The 19,283-nt window shown below is 68.0% G+C and carries 13 protein-coding genes and 1 pseudogene; 4 read left to right on the forward strand and 10 right to left on the reverse strand.

Annotated features, from left to right (window positions below; genetic code table 11):
* Positions 1–27: 27 nt before the first annotated feature.
* The 9 genes from ACZ4MU_RS20025 to ACZ4MU_RS20065 form a co-directional block, all read right to left on the reverse strand.
* Positions 28–900 carry an amino acid ABC transporter permease gene (locus ACZ4MU_RS20025; protein ID WP_467878162.1) on the reverse strand — a complete coding sequence of 291 codons (873 nt, stop codon included), beginning with the start codon at positions 898–900 and terminating at the stop codon, positions 28–30.
* Positions 897–1,541 carry an amino acid ABC transporter permease gene (locus tag ACZ4MU_RS20030; RefSeq protein WP_467878164.1) on the reverse strand — a complete coding sequence of 215 codons (645 nt, stop codon included), beginning with the start codon at positions 1,539–1,541 and terminating at the stop codon, positions 897–899. Before ACZ4MU_RS20030 ends, ACZ4MU_RS20025 begins: the two co-directional genes overlap by 4 nt.
* Positions 1,542–1,549: 8 nt before the next feature.
* Complete coding sequence (locus ACZ4MU_RS20035; protein WP_467878167.1) at positions 1,550–2,455, reverse strand: glutamate ABC transporter substrate-binding protein; 906 nt, start codon at positions 2,453–2,455, stop codon at positions 1,550–1,552.
* Positions 2,456–2,474: 19 nt separating this feature from the next.
* Complete coding sequence (locus ACZ4MU_RS20040; RefSeq protein WP_467878169.1) at positions 2,475–3,218, reverse strand: amino acid ABC transporter ATP-binding protein; 744 nt, start codon at positions 3,216–3,218, stop codon at positions 2,475–2,477.
* A 176-nt stretch (positions 3,219–3,394) separates the two neighbouring features.
* Positions 3,395–3,829: a DUF6278 family protein gene (locus tag ACZ4MU_RS20045; protein ID WP_467878171.1), complete on the reverse strand. Its 435-nt coding sequence runs from the start codon at positions 3,827–3,829 to the stop codon at positions 3,395–3,397.
* A gap of 58 nt (positions 3,830–3,887) precedes the next feature.
* On the reverse strand, positions 3,888–4,667 hold the full coding sequence (locus ACZ4MU_RS20050) for an exodeoxyribonuclease III (protein ID WP_467878173.1): 780 nt from the start codon (positions 4,665–4,667) through the stop codon (positions 3,888–3,890).
* A 30-nt stretch (positions 4,668–4,697) separates the two neighbouring features.
* The gene (locus ACZ4MU_RS20055) at positions 4,698–5,345 is read right to left on the reverse strand and encodes an MBL fold metallo-hydrolase (protein WP_467878175.1); all 648 of its coding nucleotides are present in this window, start codon (positions 5,343–5,345) and stop codon (positions 4,698–4,700) included.
* A 34-nt stretch (positions 5,346–5,379) separates the two neighbouring features.
* Complete coding sequence (gene pcaDC, locus ACZ4MU_RS20060; RefSeq protein WP_467878177.1) at positions 5,380–6,720, reverse strand: bifunctional 3-oxoadipate enol-lactonase/4-carboxymuconolactone decarboxylase PcaDC; 1,341 nt, start codon at positions 6,718–6,720, stop codon at positions 5,380–5,382.
* A 19-nt stretch (positions 6,721–6,739) separates the two neighbouring features.
* Positions 6,740–7,882 carry a tyrosine-type recombinase/integrase gene (locus tag ACZ4MU_RS20065; RefSeq protein WP_467878179.1) on the reverse strand — a complete coding sequence of 381 codons (1,143 nt, stop codon included), beginning with the start codon at positions 7,880–7,882 and terminating at the stop codon, positions 6,740–6,742.
* Positions 7,883–8,718: 836 nt separating this feature from the next.
* Between ACZ4MU_RS20065 and ACZ4MU_RS20070 the strand changes: the two are divergent.
* Positions 8,719–9,060, forward strand: a pseudogene (locus tag ACZ4MU_RS20070) (dihydrofolate reductase family protein); the annotation flags it as partial.
* Between the two features lie 10 nt (positions 9,061–9,070).
* Here ACZ4MU_RS20070 and ACZ4MU_RS20075 read toward each other — a convergent pair.
* Complete coding sequence (locus ACZ4MU_RS20075; RefSeq protein ID WP_467878182.1) at positions 9,071–11,974, reverse strand: tetratricopeptide repeat protein; 2,904 nt, start codon at positions 11,972–11,974, stop codon at positions 9,071–9,073.
* Positions 11,975–12,419: 445 nt separating this feature from the next.
* On the opposite strand from ACZ4MU_RS20075, the gene ACZ4MU_RS20080 reads away from it, so the two are divergent.
* The 3 genes from ACZ4MU_RS20080 to ACZ4MU_RS20090 are packed head-to-tail and all read left to right on the forward strand — an operon-like array spanning position 12,420 to position 19,272.
* The gene (locus tag ACZ4MU_RS20080) at positions 12,420–13,970 is read left to right on the forward strand and encodes a hypothetical protein (protein WP_467878184.1); all 1,551 of its coding nucleotides are present in this window, start codon (positions 12,420–12,422) and stop codon (positions 13,968–13,970) included.
* Positions 13,967–14,788, forward strand: coding sequence for a hypothetical protein (locus tag ACZ4MU_RS20085; protein ID WP_467878187.1), 822 nt, complete (start codon positions 13,967–13,969; stop codon positions 14,786–14,788). Before ACZ4MU_RS20080 ends, ACZ4MU_RS20085 begins: the two co-directional genes overlap by 4 nt.
* A gap of 26 nt (positions 14,789–14,814) precedes the next feature.
* Positions 14,815–19,272, forward strand: coding sequence for a coiled-coil domain-containing protein (locus ACZ4MU_RS20090; RefSeq protein WP_467878190.1), 4,458 nt, complete (start codon positions 14,815–14,817; stop codon positions 19,270–19,272).
* The last annotated feature ends 11 nt before the right edge of the window (positions 19,273–19,283 follow it).

The raw sequence follows: 19,283 nt of genomic DNA on the forward strand, positions 1-19,283 counted from the left end.
TGCTGCCGGGTGGGCCTTGCCCCCTAGCTACTGCGCACCTGGCAGCAGCGTCCCTGGTTCGGCCGGGGCGACGTCCACGGCCTCCGTCTTGGGATCGCGCTTCTGTCTCCTGGCCATCCAGGTGGCGAACCAGGAGAGCAGCATGCACATCCCGATGTAGATCGGTGAGATCACCATCACCACGGGGATGAACGGCAAATCGTAGTCGAGATTCGAGGCGATGAGCTTCCCCGCGTGCAGGAACTCCTCATAGGTGATCAGAAAACCGAGCGAGGTGTCCTTCAGGGCGACCACCAGCTGGCTGATGATGGTCGGCAGCATCGCACGGACGCCCTGGGGGACCAGCACGTACGTCATGACCTGCGTCTTGCGCATCCCGAGCGAGAATGCCGCCTCCTTCTGGCCGCGTTCCACGGAGTTGACGCCGGAGCGGAAGACCTCGGCGAGCACCGAGCCGTTGTAGAGCGTCAGCCCGGCCACCAGGGCCGGCAGCGGCTGCACCTTCAGCGCCACGAAGATGAAGAAGATCATGACGAGGACGGGCATGGCGCGGAAGAACTCCACCAGCAGCGTCGCCAGCCAGCGCAGCACCCGGTGGTCGGAGAGCCGCCCGGTGGCCAGGACCGCGCCGAGGACCAGCGAGAACAGCGCCGCGAACCCGAACGCCTTGAGCGTGTTTCCGAGCCCGCGCAGCAGCAGCCGCTGAATCCCCTCGTAGGCGAAGGGCGACCACTTGGTGGAGGTGAACTGGTCGGTGTCGAACAGCAGATAGACGACCCAGCCTGCCAGGGCGAGGATCACGACGGTGGAGACGGCCCCGTAGAGCCGGTGCCGCTGCCGGGTGTTCGGGCCGGGGATGTCGTAGAGGGCGGTGGCTTGGCCGGACAGCTGAGCGGTCATCGGGCGACTCCCCAGTACTTCTCCATGAGGTTGAAGACGGCGCTGATGGTGAGCGTCACGATCAGATAGCCGACGGCGATCCAGATGAAGGTCCACACGATGTCGTAGCCGAGCTCGCTGAGCGTCTTGTACGTGCCGAGCAGCTCGGTGACGCTGAACGCGCCCGCGATGGCGGAGTTCTTGGCGAGCGCGATGAGGGTGGAGCCGACCGGCGGAATGACCGAGCGGAAGGCCTGCGGCAGCACCACCGCGGAGAGCGTCTGGCCGAACGTCATCCCCAGGCTCCGGGCCGCCTCGCCCTGGCCGGTGGGGACGGTGTTGATGCCCGAGCGCAGCGCCTCGCAGATGAACGCGGAGGTGTAGCAGCCGAGCGCGATCACGGCGAACAGCTTGAACGGCAGCACCAGGCCGAAGCGCGGCAGCCCGAGCAGCACGGCGAAGAAGAGCAGCGTGAGCGGGGTGTTGCGCAGCACGTTCACCCATACGGTGCCCAGCGCCCGGAAGGAGCCGACCGGCGAGACCCGGAAGGAGGCCATCAGGAAGCCGAGCACCAGCGCCAGGGCCGAGGCGTAGACGGTGAGCTCGACCGTGCCGAGGAGTCCCTTGCCGTACAGCGAGAAGTTCTTGGTCAGTACGTCCATGCGGGGCCTCAGCTCGCCGGGTAGCGGTCGATGGGCGGGGCGGGCGCGGCCTTGCGTCCCGACAGGCCGAGCGTGGCGTCGTACGCCTTCTGCCAGTCGCCGTTCTTCTCGTGGGTGGCGAGGGCGTCGTCGAGGGCGAAGCGCAGGGCGCTGTCGCCGCGGGGCACCCCGATGCCGTAGGGCTCCTTGGAGAACGGCTTGCCGACGACCTTGAGCTCGTCGGGCACCTTGGCCGCGTAGCCGCTGAGGATGGTGTCGTCGGTGGTGACGGCGGCGACCTGGAAGGTCAGCAGGTTGTCCACACAGACGGAGTACGTGTCGTACGCGACGAGATCGGCCTTCGGGTAGTCCTTCTGGATGCGCTGGTACGGGGTGGAGCCGGCGGCCGAGCAGACCCGCTTGCCGTCCAGGTCCCGCGGGCCGTCGATGTCGTCCTCGTCGGTGCGCACCAGCAGGCCCTGACCGGCCATGTAGTAGGGCCCGGCGAAGCCGACCAGCTTCTTGCGGTTGTCGTTGATGGTGTAGGTGCCGACGTAGTAGTCGACCTGGCCGTTCTGCAGGGCGGTCTCGCGGTTGGCGGAGGCGATCGTCTTGAACTCGATGGACTTGGGGTCGAAGCCCAGGGAGGCGGACATCATCTTGGCGATCTCGATGTCGAAGCCGGAGTAGACGCCGGTGGCCGGGTCCTTCTCGCCCATGTAGGGCTGGTCCTCCTTGGCGCCGACGACCAGGTGGCCGCGGTTCTTCGCCCGCCGCCACACCGCCGAGGCCGGCAGCGTGAAGCCCGTCATGACCCGGTAGCGGGGCAGTTGGTCGGGCTGCGGGCCCTTGACCGGCGGACTGCCCGACCTGCCGCACCCGGCGGCGGCCAGGACCAGTGCAAGGGCGGCCAGCGCGCGTCGCGTACGCGTCATGGTTGCATCCACTCCCCGTTCAGTGCTTGAGGATCTTGGAGAGGAAGTCCTTGGCCCGGTCGCTGTGCGGGTTGGTGAAGAAGTCCTCGGGGGTGCGGTCCTCGACGATCCTGCCGTCGGCCATGAAGACGACGCGGTTGGCGGCGGAGCGGGCGAAGCCCATCTCGTGGGTGACGACGACCATCGTCATGCCCTCGCGCGCCAGCGACTGCATGACCTCCAGGACCTCGTTGATCATCTCCGGGTCGAGCGCGGAGGTCGGCTCGTCGAAGAGCATGACCTTCGGGTCCATGGCGAGGGCGCGCGCGATGGCGACGCGCTGCTGCTGGCCGCCGGAGAGCTGCGCGGGGTACTTGTCGGCCTGCGAGGCGAGGCCGACCCGGTCGAGGAGTTCGCGCGAGCGCTGGTCGGCCTCGTCCTTCTTGCGGCCGCGGACCTTGATCTGGGCGAGGGAGACGTTGGCGAGGACGGTCCGGTGGGCGAAGAGGTTGAAGGACTGGAAGACCATGCCCACTTCGGCGCGGAGCGCCGCGAGCCCCTTGCCCTCCTCCGGCAGCGGTCTGCCGTCGACGGTGATCGACCCCGACTCGATCGTCTCCAGGCGGTTCACCGTCCGGCAGAGCGTCGACTTGCCCGAGCCGGACGGGCCGATGACGACCACCACCTCCCCGCGTCCGACGGTGAGGTTGATGTCCGTCAGGACGTGCAACTTCCCGTAGTACTTGTTGACGTCACGCAGTTCGATCAACGGATCGACGGCCATACACTGTCCTGCCCACTCATCGCAGTGCCGAGGTCAGCGCAAACTATCCAGCCCGGAAAGGGACTTCACCTCGACACGCACGAACAGGACATAAACCGTATTTTGGGTTACTGGTGAGTTGGGTCTCCCTGCGTCCGGAGCATCCGGGGTACGCGCGGCCGCCCCGGGGCGCCGGGTCAGACCTCGGAGGCCTCCGCGTAGATCTGCGAGAGCTCGGGCGTGCCGCTCGCCGCCCACTCCCCCCCGGCGCCCACCACGTCGATCTCGCGCCCCGAGGCGAGCCGCACCACCGGCTGCCCGCCCGGCCACACCTGCCAGGAGGCGCCCTCGACCGTCCGCACCAGAACCGTGCCCAGATACAGACCGGCGTCGTTGCCCAGCCCGGGAAGCTCCTCCGGATCGTCCCGCCAGCGCGGCGGCAGCTGGTCCAGCGCGGCCAACGAGGCCGGGCTGTCGTCCAGTTCGAGCCCGGCCTGCTGCGCCCTGACCCGGAGCAGCTCGCACTCCGCGAGCAGCTCCCCCACACCCTCCGGATCGGTCTGCACCGCTTCGGCGAGCGCCGCCGTCCGCTGCGAGCCGTGCCGCTTGCGCCAGTTGTCCAGGATGTTCATGGCGTCCAGCGTCCCATTCGCACAGACCCGCGCACCACCGGCACGCGGCGTGCGATTCTCAGATCTCCAGGTCGACGACGACCGGCGCGTGGTCGGACGCGCCCTTGCCCTTGCGCTCCTCGCGGTCCACATAGCTGTCCTTGACGGCCTTGGCGAACGGAGCGTTGCCGTACACCAGGTCGATGCGCATCCCCCGGTTCTTGGGGAAGGAGAGCTGGCGGTAGTCCCAGTACGTGTACGGACGGTCGTACTTCAGGGGGCGCGGGACCACGTCGGACAGACCCGCCTCGCGCAGTGCGGCGAGCGCGGCCCGCTCCGGCGGGGTGACATGGGTCTGGCCCTCGAAGAACGCGACGTCGAACACGTCCTCGTCGGTGGGGGCGACGTTGAAGTCACCCAGCACCGCGAACGGCCGCTCCCCCGCCGCGTCCTGGGCGACGGCCGCCCTCAGCGCCTCGAACCAGGCGAGCTTGTACGCGTAGTGGCCGTGGCCGACCTCGCGGCCGTTCGGCACGTAGACCGACCACAGGCGGACTCCGCCGCAGGTCGCGGAGATCGCGCGGGGCTCCAGGGTCTCCTCGAAGCCGGGGTCGCCGGGCAGGCCCCGCACCACGTCCTCCAGGCCGACGCGGGAGACCAGCGCCACTCCGTTCCACCTCCCCGTGGCGTGCACCGCCGACTCGTAGCCCAGCTCGCGGAGCTCGGCGGCGGGGAAGCCCTCCTCGGTGGTCTTGGTCTCCTGGATGCACAGCACATCCGTGCCGGTGCTCTCCAGCCAGGCCAGGAGACGCGGCAGCCGGGCGGTGATCGAGTTGACGTTCCAGGTCGCGATGCGCATGCGGAACAGCCTAACGGCGGGGTCCGACAGTCACAGGTCCGTCGACTCCCCCGGGCCCAGCCTGGTGTGGTCCGCCCCGCCCAGGTTGCCGAGGTGGGTGTCGTAGATCGGCCGGGCCAGATCGGTCAGGAGCGCGTCGTGGACGTCGATGGCCCGGCGCGGGGCGACCTCCCGTACGTACTCGATCACCTCGGAGATCTTGCTCCACGGCGCCTGCACCGGCAGCATCAGCGTGTCCACCGGCCGGTCGGGGACGGTCAGCGCGTCCCCGGGGTGGAAGAGCGACCCGTCCACCAGGAAGCCGACGTTGGTGATCCTGGGGAGGTCCGGGTGGATCACCGCGTGCAGCTCGCCGTGGACCTGGACGTCGAACCCGGCCGCGCTGAAGGCGTCGCCGTGCCCGACGGTGTGGACCCGGCCCGGGAAGGCCGCCGACAGCTTCTCGGCGACGCTGCGCAGGGTCCAGATCTCGGCCGCCGCATTCGCCTCCAGGGCGGTGCGCAGCCGGTCCTCGGCGAAGTGGTCGGGGTGCTCGTGGGTGACGAGGACGACGTCGGCGCCGAGCGCGGCGTCCGCCTCGCTGAAGGCGCCGGGGTCGATGACCAGCGTCCGGCCGTCCTTCTCCAGCCGGACGCACGCGTGGGTCTTCTTGGTCAGCTTCAGACTCATGCCCCCCATCCTGCTACGGCGCGGGCCGCCGCGCCCGGACCGCTCAGGGCTGCGGGGTGGTCTCCTCGCGGATGACGGCGGCGGCGGCCCGGAAGGCCGCGCCCGCCGCCGGGAGGCCGCAGTACACGGACGTCTGGAGCAGCACTTCCCTGATCTCGTCGGGGGTGAGCCCGGCCCGCAGCGCGGCGCGGGTGTGGGCCGCGACCTCCTCCAGGTGGCCGCCCGCCACCAGCGCGGCGAGCGCGACGACGGCCCGGGTGCGCCGGTCGAGCCCGTCGCGGGCCCACACCTCGCCCCAGGCGTAGCGGGTGGCGAGCTCCTGGAAGGCACCGGTGAAGCCGTCCGCCTCGGCCGTCTCGGCATCCACGCGCGCATCCCCGAGGACCTCGCGCCGCAGCTTCATGCCCCCCTCGTACGGGTCGGGCCGCGCCTTGGCCGCCTGGCCCGGGGAGGGCGCGGGCTCGGCGGCCATGGGGACGGGCACGTGCAGGGTGTGGGGGGCCGGGGCGTGCGGGGCCGGGGCGTGCGGGGCCGGGACGTGCGGCGGCTGCGGGACGGCGGCGGCCGGGGGCCCGGCCGGGACGGGGATCGCCGGGAGGGGCTCGTGCCAGGCGGTCGAGAAGTGGTGGACGAGCAGATCGGTGACGGCGGCGGGCTGCTCCACCGGCGCCAGGTGCGCGGCACCGGGCACCACCGCGAGCCGCGCGTCGGGCACCCCGGCGACCAGGACGCGCGCATCACCGGGCCCGGTCACCCGGTCCTCGGCCCCGGCCAGGACCAGCGTCGGGACGCCGACACGGGCGAGGTCGGCGCGGATGTCGAAGGCGGCCAGCGCCTCGCAGGCGGCGATGTAGCAGCCCGGGTCGGTGGTGCGGACCATCTGGACGGCCCACTCCACGATGGCGGGCTGGGCCGCCGCGTAGGCGGGCGTGAACCAGCGCTCGGGGGCGCTGCGGGCGATGGGATCCATACCGTTGCTGCGCACCACGACCCCGCGCCGGCGGAACTCGTCGGCGGTCCCGAACCGGGCCGAGGCGGCGACCAGCGCCAGCGAGGCGAGCCGCTCGGGGTGGCGCAGCGCCAGATCCGCGCCGACGGCGGCACCGATCGCACTGCCCGCGTACCCGAAGCGCCGTACGCCCAGCTCGTCGAGGGTGGCGACCAGCCGGTCCCCGAGCTCGGCGACCGAGGCCGCGGGGAGGGCCGGGGCGCCGCCGTGGCCGGGCAGATCGAAGCGTACGATGCGCCAGCTCTGCGAGAGCTCGGGTATCTGGCGGTCCCACATGTGCCATGTTGTCCCGAGGGAGGGGCCCAGGACCAGGACCGGAGCGTGTTCTGGCCCGTCAACGCGGTATTGCAGGGTATTCGCAGTCGTCTCACTCACCCGACCACGCTCCCACGTCTCACATTTCTCTCACGACGGGGGTCGGGGCACCGGTCAGACCGCTCCAGACATCCGCCGCCGAGCGGAGGTCTTCCACGTCCGGCTTCACGTACCAGCGCTTCGTGGTCCTCACATCGGAGTGCCCCGCCCAGCGCGCGAGGAGATGGTCAGGAACCCCATTGTTCGCCAGGTAGGTGAAGCAACTCGCGCGGGCATCGTACAAACGGACCCGCCGCAGCGCGTTCTCTTCCATGGCCTTGTACGCCTGCTCGCGCAATTGCTTCACGGTGAGCGGCGTCCCGAGTTCGTCAACCAGCATGTATGCGCTGTCTTCGTACGCCTGCCCAGCAGCCCGCTTTTCAGCAGCCTGGGCCGCCTTGAACCTCCGGAGGACCTCTCTCACCGGAGCCGGCAGCGGGAGGTGCCGTTCCCCTGCGAGCGACTTCGTGTCCTTCTCGACCACGGTCTTGTTCCCCATCAGCGTGCGCGTATTGGCAACGGACAGGGTCGCCGTGTCCAAGTCCAGATCGGTCCAACGCATGCCGCACACCTCAGCCGGGCGCAGGCCCATCAAGGACAGGAGGAGCGGGGCGTACAGCCTGTGGTCCCTCACCGCGAGGACGAAGGCATGGACCTCCGTGACACTCCAGGGCGGTACCGCGGCCTTAGCCTGCCGCTCTGCCTTGCGCACCTTTCGGGGGATCCTGACCTCCTGGGCCACGTTCACCGCGACCAGGCGGCGAGACACTGCCCGGTTGAGGGCTTCCTTCAGCCGCGTGAGCGACATCTCTACCGAGGTCACCCCTAGACCGGGGCCAGCCTTCGTGGCACGTACGCGGCCCTCCCGAAGCGCCCACAGCATCCATGCTTCGACATCGTCCTCCGTGAGATCTTGGAGCCGGATATGTCCAAGCCTGCCCCGGACACGGTCCAGGGTCACCCTGTAGGTGGAGATCGTGGTCTCTTCCAGATCTTCCGCCTTCTTGGCAAGCCACTGATCGAGCCACTCATTCACGGTCATCTTGTTGCACGACACGAACGCCCCATTGTGGCGACGGACCGCAATACGTGCGTACTCGGCCTGCGCCTCCTTGAGCGTCCCGAGGGTACGGGTCAGCTGCTTGCGCTTCCCGGTGACCGGGTCAGTCCCGACGTCGACCACAAACCGGTACCGGACCTGGCCCTTCGCGTTCGGCGGCAGCTTCTTGATCGGTTCAGACAGGATTACTCACTCTCCTTGAGGGCGTGGAAACTCCACATCGGTGGCGCCATCGCTGCCTTTCAGCGAAGGGACACCGCAGTCATCAGGGCAGCAGACAACAGCGCCCTCCTCGCGCGGTTTGCAGCGCTGTCTGCTTCGTCCGCTACGGCTCCACTGCCAAGCACAGCCGCGTGCGAACACCCTCAATACTCGAGACGATCCCCGGTTTCGCTAACCGGGGATCACCTGCTATGTATCGCCCTGCACGACGAGACCTTGCCCGTCGCAGTCATATCGGCCTCCTTCAGGAGGCCGCCTGGCAGAACTGCAGAACAGGGAAGACGCAGCGCGAGTCGAACACAAGTAATCCATCGCTGGTGACCCGATCGAGGACACAGGCCACAACGCATATTGAAGTACCAACGACGCGGGTATCGCACCGCGTCACCAGCCCGGAACCCAACGCTCAGCCTCACCCACTCATGTATTTCACGGCGAGTGCGCTGTTACGCACCGAAGGCAGTAAGGACAACGCATTCTCGCCGGGTCTTGTCCAACTCGGCCCAAGTCCGCAGGGTCCGGTGGGCGCGGGGGCGAGGTCATCAGTCCGCAGCAAGCACAGTTCCTCGCACCGCACAGAGCCGCGTCATAGGCGAGGGCGAGCATGACGCAGCGAGGATTTCTCAACGAAATGAACTCATAAGGTGACTCGGCCCAGGGGTTCTCGCTAGTCGCAATGAGTCCAGCGGCGTCCGGCGGTCATACTGTCGGAACCCGTCACCGAGGAGGACCCCCTGATGCGCGGCGTGACCTACTCGATGGGCGTCTCGCTTGACGGCTACATCGTCTGGCCGGACGGCAACTTCGAGTGGACGGCACCCGACGAGGTACGAGGGCTCGGGGTCCACCTGATGGGACGCCGACTGTACGAGACGATGCTGTACGGGGAGACCGCCGACCAGAATCCGTCGCTCGACTTCTCAACCCTTGAGTCCGCCGCGATCTGGAAGCCGCTCCCCAAGGTGGTGTTCTCCACCACGCTGTCGGCGGTATAGGGCAATGCCCGCCTGGCCTCGGGCGGCCTGGCGGAGGAGATCGAGCGGTTGCCAGCCGAGCCAGGGGACGGCGACATCGCGATGCCAGCGTGGGTCACCTCGCACCGCTAGCGATCTGTCCATCGGCTTCCAACCCATACTTACGCAAGCAATTGCCTTGATCGTGACGCCCCAGTTTCTTCAGCAGATCCGCCATCTCAGCGATGGCAAACGTCTCTCCTGCCAGAATTGCCTTCCTGTACCAGAAAATCGCTTCCTCGTCGTTGGTTTGCCGCGCGGTGAGGAACGCCGTGAGGTGCAGCGCCGAAGTCTGGCCCTCTTCGGCGAGTTCCTTCGCGCGCGACGCAGCCTCGCCGGCACGTCCGAGCTGTTCAAGGAGCCCCGCCATGCGCCAGAGAGCGAAAGAGTGTCCGTGCTCGGCCAAAGAATCCAGCCAACGCAGCGCCTCATCTTCGCGCCCGGACGTGACCAGCAGCTCGGTGGCTGTGTCGAGTACTGCCATGTCCACACGTCTCTCGGGCTCCAGGCACCAGCGCAGCGCGTCGTCAAGGCGCTCTGATTCCATGAGGAGGTTGAGATAGGCGGCCGAGGCGAATGGCCGGCCGGCCGTCGCGAAGGGCTCCACCCATGTGGCGGCTTGTTCAAGACCTTCGCATTCCGCCGCCAGTTCGGCGCCGGGACCAAAGGCCATGTCGTGACCGGCTTCTGCCGCGCGCTTGAAGTACAAGAGTGCCTCGGCCGAACGACCGGCCTGCGCATAGGTGTTGGCCGTCACCATCAGGTCGGTGATGCCCGCTTCAGCCAGCTCGTTCAACCAGGCCAGGGCTGCATCAGGGCCATCGGTGTCCCACACCAGGGCGACGGACTGACGGATCGCGGGTGCGTCGCCGGAGAGTGCTGCTTGCCGGTAGAGGTCCATGGCTTCTGCTGGGCGCTCCTTGTGTCGAAGTAGCTCGCCGGCTTCACGGGCGGCAGCGGCGTCACCGCGGTCGGCGAGTCCGTGGAGCCAGGCGAGGGTCTCATCCGTACCGCGCGCTTCGGTCGTCAGCTCGACAATCCAGGAGAGCGCGAGCTCGTCGTTTGCCTCGGCCAGTCGTGTCAGCTGGTCGACTGCTTCGTCCTTCTGGCCGAGTGCCTCCGACAGCTCGACGAGGTTGGCGTAAGCGTCCTCGTCTCGGGACTCGACTGCGCGTTGATACCAGTGCAGGGCTTGCTGGGGCTGCTCGGCGCGTTCCATCAGGTCGCCGGCGAGCCAGGCGGTGTCTTCGCTGCCTGCGGCGTCGGCCCGCAGATGAAGTTGGAAGGAGTGCCGGAAGAGGCCGCGGTTTCGGGCTTCCCAGGCGAGCCCGGCAAGATCGTCCTTCTGTGCGTGTGCGGGCAGCGCACGCCAGAGCGAAGCAGGGGCGGTCGCGGTCGTCCGGCTCGACCGTCCGTGGTGGTCAAGATAGTCAGCAAGGCGGAAATGGGGTTCCGCGTGAACTGCCTGACCGGGACGGGGGCGTACCGGGTTGAGGGGGCTGGTCGCACCGCGGCAGGGTTGTTGAAGTGAGGAGAGGGTTTGGTCGAACCAGTCGTCCGTAAGGGCGTCCCATTCGTCGTCGGTGAGGTAGCCGACAGCGGCCAGTTCCAGCAGGGTGCGAGGCAGTGCTCCGCTGCATCCGATCCGGCGAGCGTCCATGGCTGCGTGGATCACGGCCTGCCCGGCGGCCGGGGCAGTCGTGTAGCGCTCCATGAGGGCGAAGGCGGCAGAGAGGTACTGCACGATTCGTCCGTCACGGGCCCGGTGGAGCGCCTCTGCCAGCCGCCGGTCCCCGTGTGCTGTTCTGCGCGTTTCAAGCAAGGCTGGTTCATCGAACGAGCGGGGAACGAGGACACTGTGCCCGGTGAGCAGCGCGCGAGCCTCCCGGTGCCCATCGGGCGCACCCGGAGCCGGCGGCAGGGTAAGGCGGTCCCACTGCTTCGGCCAGGCGGTTGCCAAGACCACGACCGGGCGGCGAGTGGGGTCCTTCAGTAGCGCCCTCAGCGCCGCAGCCGCTTGCTCGCCCAGCTGAGGTGACGTCAGATAGGGCTCAATTTCGTCCAGCCAGATCACGGTCCGCGGCCCGACGGACCGCACGCCGGCGAGGAGCGCCTCCGCTGGACTTGGGGCAATCGGATACCAGAGTCGCCAGTCGTCGGGCAGTGCCTGGATGGCTTCCCAGCATGCGCGTGTCTTGCCCGTAGAGGATTCACCAACGAGCACGGCCAGCGCGCTCTGTTCGGCGGCGGCCCGAGCGAGGAGTTTGCCCACCTCTATGTCGTGTTTCCGGCTGATGTAGGGCGGCAGCAGGGTCGGCCGATCACCGGAGTCGCCTTCTTCGACCTCGATGACCCGGTGTACCTCCAGTGCGAACGGATCGGTGAATTCCCGGATCGGAGAGCCAACCGTCGACGGCAGGCCAGGCCTCGGATCGCCTACACAGAACACCCCAGCCGTGGCTGGCCCGAAGAAGCGTGCAACCAAATTGCGTTGCCGGAAGAGCAGGTCGGAGAGCTCCTGCGGGCCCCAGAGCTCGATCTCAAGTGGGTGGTACTCGGTGCGCAGTTGATGGAGACGGTCCTCCACCGCGGTGTCGCCGACATAGGCAGTGGTGACGAGTACGAAGCGAGTGGCGTCGAAGGGCCGGGTGCCTTCGGCATACATCCGAACCGCGTCGGAGAGGGCCTCGGCCGTGAAACGCTTCCAGTGCTTGGACTGATAGACGGTCAGGCTGCCATCGTCGAAGTGCCCCACAACATCGATGCCGTGCTGCTTCTGCCCCTTCCGGCCGTACAGTCGGGACCGGACCGCTCCCTCAACTTCACGGGCCAGCGCCACGATCAGATGCTCAACGCTCTCCCAGGCGAGCCGCTCAACGTTGAGGAGAAGCGGAGCAGTCACCGTCAGCGGCGGAGGAAGATCGGGCGGTGGACCCACCAGCCGGTGACCAGCGTCAATCTCTTCCCAGAATTCTTCCACGCCCTCTTCCCCCGCAAGGTGCACGCGTATCCCCCATCTCGCCTCACTCGACGCTGTCGATAATCGCATCACGCGCGACGGCAGGTACCACACCACGGGCACCGGCTGTCCCAGGACGACATGACGGCGCGGTATTTCCTGCCCGTCCGCGGCGCCGGCGGGCAGCATCGCCCCGGCTGGCAGGGGTGCGTTGAGGCACCCCGGACGCACTCGCCTGCTCCGGGCCGGGCACCTACTCCGGCAACAGCTACGCGCTCACCCCGACCGACGGCGCCGAGAGGGTCGGCAGCTTCACTCTCGACCTCACGCGGGCCCCGGGGTCGCAATACATCCGCCCATAGCCACACGAAAATGAGCCATGCGTTCGAATTCCACGGTCGTTGTCAGTGCCGTGTTTTAGCTTGAAGTCAGCATGCCAGAAATGAACTTGGGGGGAACAGAACTGGTGAACTTCGACGAGCCATCGACAATCTACGAGAGCATCACTTCACGGATCCGGGCCCTGGCCGTGGGTTCCCCGCTCATGGCCCTGGACAACAGCAAGGCCAAGAAGGAACGCGGGTGGGACCGATACCGCCTGGCCGAACTAGCCTTGATCGCCATCGACTTCGTGACCCTGCGCACGGACATGACCTCGGCCGTGCGACAGGACGCTGTCGTGGAACACGTGGCCGAGTTCGCGGCCCTGCAGCTGCCGGAGCGGACGGGGGAGGAGTACCGGGCGGTCGCCCGCTGGGTGACCGAGCGGCTGATCAACACCGAGGAACGCGACCGCGCCTTCCACCATGACGTCGGGTATGTGACTGACGACGGATTCGAGACACGCACCGCGTCCTTCCAGATCCTCAAAGAAGTCCCCGATCATGTGGGGCAGGCCGCGCTCATCGCCACCGACGCGGCGATCACCGTGCTGGTGCATGCGATCGACGTCGACATCGCCTCGGAACAGATCGCCGCCGAGGCCAAACTGGAGGCCCTGCTCAAGCGGTCGAGGATTAGCGAGGCGTGGCAGGCCGCCCAGAACGCGCAGATCCACAGCATCCGGTACGCCAAGGACATCCACGGGCGCATCGAATCGATGAAGCGCAATGTGCGGGCGGTGGACTGGGTCACAGAGGTCAAGGACACCGTCGATGAGGCTTTGGAGCACGTACGCAGCCGGTCCGAGGCCGAGACGATGCAAAAGGAGCGGGTCAACCAGCTGCTGGAAGCCACCGCCGATGACCGCAAGCGCAGGCAGCTGCAAGACCTCGCGGAGCTCATCCACGAGTGCTGGAAACGCCATGCGGTTCTGATCAGGATGCTGATGGAAGTCGGTCCGGAATTCCGGCGGCAACAAGACCGCCAGGTCTTCGTGGCTCCGGCGATCCATACCCGCGTACACCTGCACGAGCAGCTCCTCCAACCCGTACTGGAGCTCTCCCTCGACGCGTGCCTGGGCCCCTTGGAAGCTTTCACGCGCGCGGTCATGGGGCCGGTGCGCCCGCGTGTGATGTACCTGCCCGACTACCTGGAGGGGCTCGCTCATGTCGCCGAGGAGACCGGTGGGGGGCTGGTGGCGGTCCAGGACGAGTACGACTGGTCGCAGATCGATGCTCCGTCTGCTTTCGGCGACGAGCAGCAGCACGTGGTGGACACCTTGTTGGCGGCCGTCACGGACCAGGGCGTGCGGCTCTCGGCGCTGCTGGCGACCACGCGCCGGCCCGGCCCGGGAACAGGCCCGGACGCCGGAACGGACGAGCTGCTCACGCTCCGCGTCCAGCAGTTGTTCCGGCTCATTCCGGTGCGTCAGCTCGCCGACGGCAAGGCTGCCGTGGTGGCCGTCGACGATGGCACGGGCCTGGAGGACGAACGCTTCGGCGGCAGCGACTTCCTCCTGCTCCGCACCGCGGGCGCCGCCCAGACGGCACAGATGAACACGCCCCCGCCCGCGTCTTCTGCTCCGCGCCGCCCGCAGGGCCCCGATGTCCATCCACTTGATCAGGAGAGTGCATGAACCGCCACGAGGATGCCGCCGAGGCTGCCCGGATGGTCGCCTTCGCGATGGCCCGCCGCAAGGCGCCCGCTCGTTCCGGCGAGTACGCCCGCCTCGTCCAACGCTTTGACACCGAGCCGGACTTCGCTCAGGTGGTGCGGAAGGTCGCCCAGGGTTTCGACCTGACGGTGCTGGAAGTTCATCCGCTGACCGGGCTGGTCCTGGGCACCACGCCCGAGACCGACTTCGCGGTGTCCGTCTCCGAACTCGTTCCGCAGACCGCCGATCGCCCCCTGTACCTGCTGGCCCAGTTGACGATCGCGTCCCTGGTCTTTCCCCGCCCTGAGGACCTCGACGATGACGAGCATGTCGGGCGGATCTCGGTCCGGGAGGTCGACGACGAGGTCCGCGTCCGGGCCGCGACCATCGAACGCCGGCTTGCCCACACCGACGAGGACGTCGATCCACCCTCCGGCCAGCCGGGATTGGAGGGGCTGTGGCGGGCCTACCTGCGCCGCAACGCCACGGGCACGACCAGGACGCAGACAGCCAGAACGCCGCAGGCGTCCACCCGAGCCCTGGTGAAGAAGGCGTTCACGCATCTGGAAAGCCATGGCTTCGCCAGCAAAGTCAGCGACGAGGACGCTGGCACCTACAACACCCACGTCAAGTACCGGCTGCAGATCCGCGACCAGGCCGCCCGCGACATGCTGCAGGAACTCGCAGCCCTGGGCGTCGCAGCCCTGCCCACGGACGGCGCACCCGGCCACGCCTTGCCAGTGCCAGACGCCCCGCCCACGCCGGACGATGCCGCGCCGGCCAACGGTCTGTTCAGCTGACCGCCCTCCCCCCAAGGACTCCTGCCATGTATGAGCTCAACCGCATCCTGCTGCGAAACTTCGGTCCCCGCGATGCCCGTTACGAGGACGTGCCGCTGGACTTCTCCGGTGTCGGAGCCGAGGTGGAGACCGCCTCCCTGATTCCCGCCGCCGGACACGTCACCCATCGCCCGGCACCCGCCAGCCTGGTCATGCTACAAAACGGCGGCGGCAAAGGCGTCTTACTCACCGGCATCACCTGCACCACCATCCCCTTTCGCCACCAGGACCTGGAGACGCTGCGCAACTTCACCATCTCCTCCGCGCAGCCCTCGCATGTCGTGCTCGAATGGGCCGACGCCCGCACCGGACGGCTCCTGGTGACCGCACAGGTCCTGGCGCCCGAGCGCGACGGCAAACTCCGGCGCTGCTTCTACAGCTTCCACCCCTGCGCGGCCCTGGACGCCGACCGGCTTCCCTTCCACCGCGAGGGGCACTGGGTGCCGTACGACGACTACTACACCGAACTTTGTGACTGGAAAGCACGGGTAGAAGCCCTCGAACTGCACCTCGTCGACGGTCAGGAGAAATGGGAGAAACACCAGCGCGGCCTCGGACTGCAACCCGAACTCTTCGACGTGCAGCGCAGGATGAACGCCAAGGAGAGCGACGCCGCCGCAGCCTTCACCACCAACACCGCCAACGCCTTCGTCGAATGGCTCCTGCGCAAGGCCACCGACGACGACCAGTACACCGAACTGGGCACCGCCTTCCACGGTTATGCCGCAGCCCACGACCAGCGCACCCAGTGGGAGAGGGAACGGCAGTTCGCGGTGGAGATGCACCACGCGTGCGAGGACGTCGCCCGCCTCCACAGCTTGTACTCCGGACAGGTCGGTGCAGCCCAGAGCGCCGAGAAGGACCTCGTACAGCTCACCTCCGCGGTCCGGGCGCGTCACACCACGCTCACCGCCACCGAGAGCGACAGAAGCGCCGCCCTCAAGAGGACGCACGGGGTGCTGGAAGCAGCAAAGGGCAGCAGTGTTCTCGCCCACGCGCGCCTGCGGCACGTGCAGTTGTGTGCCCACACGCTCCAGCTGGGTGAGATCACCGCTCAGCAGGAGGCCACCGAGAAGGAAAATCAGGAGGCGCAGCGGCAGAGCGCGGCGTGGGCAAGGGTGCCCATCGCATTGCGCCACGCACAGGCGCAGGACGACAACAACCGCGCCCAGCATGCCCTCGTTGAGGACGAACGCACCGCCGCCCCGTACGTGCAGGCCCTCGACATTGCGGCAGCGGCCCTGCGGGCCGGCTATACCCGGGCCGAGAAGGAGGCCCGCGAGAAGATCCACGCGCACCACCGCGTGACAGGCGAGAAACAGAAACAGACCGGGCAATGGCGTACCCGCAGCAACGAGTTACTCACCGCGGCGGGCGACGCGCGGGCCGAATCCCGCATACTGCAGGAACAGACCGACGCCTTCGCGCTACTCCTGAGTGCCGCCCGCGAGCGGGACCTTCTCGCCCCGCAGGAAAGCGCCGCCGATGCTGCCGACCGCGCCCAAGACGAGGCACGCCACAGCGAGCAGCTGCTCCAGGAGGCCGGCGATTCCCGCAGGAGCGTGAAGACCGAACGGGACCGCGTGCACGCCGAGCTGTCCAAGCAACAGCAACTGGCCTGGTCCGCGCGCGGAACAGCGACGGCGGCAGCAGAGGGGACCAGTCGGCTGCGCGCTCAGGCTCAGGGCATGCGCAGCAACCCGCTGTGCGGCGAGCTTCTGGAGACCAGTCTCGACGAACTGGGCGACGGCGACGCATTGCGCTGGCTCGACAACCACGCCGACGCCCTGCAGCAGCTCGCCGAGCGCCGCATCGGCGGGCTCGATAGCGCGCTGACACACAAACGCATCGACCTGCAGAACGATCAAACCCTGCTCGCCCTCCTCGACACCAGTGAGGGCCTGCTGCCCGCCTCCGCAGAGGTACGCGCCCTGTGCGACAAGCTGTCGGCTCGAGGGATCCATGCCGTGCCCGGCTGGCAGTGGATGCACGACAACGTCCCGACCAGCGAGCGCCAGCAGGTCATCAGCACACATCCCGACCTGGTCGGCGGGATCATCGTGGGCGGCCATGACGGCCTGGACAGCGCCCGGACCCTGGTGGAGGACCTTCGTCCGCTGCCCTCCGCCGCCGTGACCGTGGGTACCGGGGAGCGGATACTCAGCGCCCAAGCAGCGCCCGATGGGGGACGGTTCGTGGTCGAACCCTCCCCCGCCCTTCATGACGAGGAAGCCGCCGCACACGAACGCTCCGCGGTCGATGCCCGAATCGCCGACGCCACCCGCGAGGTGAACTCGCTCGGACAGCGCATTGGTGCTGTACGAGAGCTGCTCGGCCAGATCGCGACCTGGCGTGACGCCTGCGGTCAGCGGCCGGTGTCCGAGCTGCTCGGTCAGCTGGACCTTCTGGAGACTGCTGCTGAGAAGGCCGAGAACGAGCTGGCCGAGGCCCGCACCGCAGCAGATGAGCAAGAGGTCGCGCTGCAGGGTGCCGACGACGAATACGCACTGCGTACCGAGCGGCTCAATGCCGCGCAGAAGATCGCCGAGGAACTGGCCCGCCTGGCACAAGGCGAATCCGCTGCCGGCCAAGCACAGGCACGGATCAAGGTCCTTGCCGGCGAAGAGATCGTCCGTGAGACCGAACTCGACTCGCTGGCAAGCCAGATCGGTACAGCGGACAAGGAAATTCTTCGCCTCGCGCGCGCCATCGAATCTGCCGAGCAGGCTGCAGACGGATATGCCCGGTCACGCGAAAAGATCACCAGCACGACTCAGGCAGAGCAGGCGCACCACGACTCTGACGCACAGCTGTTGCCTCTCCCGTCTCTCCAGCACCGATATTTGCAAGCGCAGGACGAACTGAGGGGCGTTGAGGTCGGCGAAGACCAGCAAGTGCGCGCCGCGACAGCGCAGAAGGCTCTGCTTGCCAGCCAGGCGGAATGGGACAAAGTCCCCGAATCAGTCCGAGACCTGGCCATGGCCCACAGTCACGATGGACGGGCCGGTGACGCTGTTCAACGCGACGCCATTCTGCGCGCCCTCACCATCGAGATCGACTCCTGCGCCACCTCCCTCCAGGGGCTCCGGGATCAGGCGAGCCGGCTTGACGAGCGTGCCAGGCGATTGGAACCGGCCGTCTTACCCAACGCCGAAGAAGCCGCCATCTGGACACCGACCACCGTCGCCGAGGCCCACGAGCTGGAAGCCAGGGCCGCAGCTGAGCTGGGCACGGCGCAGAACGAGGAGCGTCTGGCTAATGACGCCTTCAACACCGCGCGCCGCCACCAGACCAGTTCCACCAAGGACCTGGAGGCATTCGACCGGGTCCTGCCGATGCTGGAAACCGCAGTCCATGGCTTGACCGTCCCGCCGGACCAGCCGCTCTACAACGGCACTGCAGAGGCCGCCTCATCCGCCGCCCGCCAGTCAGTCGCCGCCCACACGACCTGCCGGGACACCGCGCGCCAGACAGAGCGCAAGCTGGAAGGAGGCGTCGGCCGGCTCAAGGAAGTACCCGCCGACGTCCGATTCGAACGCCTCGACATCCCCGTGCGTACGCAGATCTCCGCCCTGGACAGCCGCCACATCCCCGCAATGGCTGCTACCTGGACCGACGCGCTGGCCTCCCGCGTCGCAGCCCTGACCTCAGATCTCGAAGGCATGGCCAAGGCCCGCGAGACCCTCGCCTCACACCTCAGCGGTCACGTCACCGACCTCCTGCAGCGCCTCGACCAGGCCAGCCGCTTCTCCGCCTTTCCCGAGGGCGACGCGCCCTGGTCCGGGCAGAAGTTTCTCGCCATCCGCTACAAGAAGCCGGACCTGCCTGCGCTCATGGCCCAGATACGCGAGTCTATCGACTCGCTGGCCGGCAATCAGCGCACCCGCAACCTCAAAGGCATCGACGTCGTCATGCGCTGCCTCCTCGCAGCCGTGCCCCGCGGGTTCACCGCCGAGGTCATGAAGCCCAATGCCTCCCAGCGCCTGGGCCGCGTCCCCGTCGAGGAGATGAGCCGCATCTTCTCCGGCGGCCAGGAACTGACCGGAGCCATCCTCTTGTACTGCGCGCTCGCCGCCCTGCGCACCTCCCCCGGCCCGCGCAGCCGCACCCGCAACGGCGGCCTGCTGCTCCTCGACAACCCCATCGGTCGGGCCAACGCCGGATACCTCGTCGACATCCAGATGGAGATGGCCGCCGCCCTGGGCATCCAGCTGATCTACACCACGGGACTGAGCGACGAGGACGTCACCTCGCGCTTCCCCATGCGCATCCAGCTCCGCAACGACGCCGAAGCCCGCACCGGCCTCGCCCTCATCCGGCTCGAAGACCAGGTTCGCAACGCGCTCATTCCTGCGCCGCGCATCGCCCCCGACCAGGACGCTGCTGAACCCGTCGGCATGCTGACCTCGGCGCGCCTGTACCGGAAGCAGGTCGACGCACAGTGAGCTCACCCACG

Source organism: Streptomyces sp. NPDC026377 (assembly GCF_055567715.1).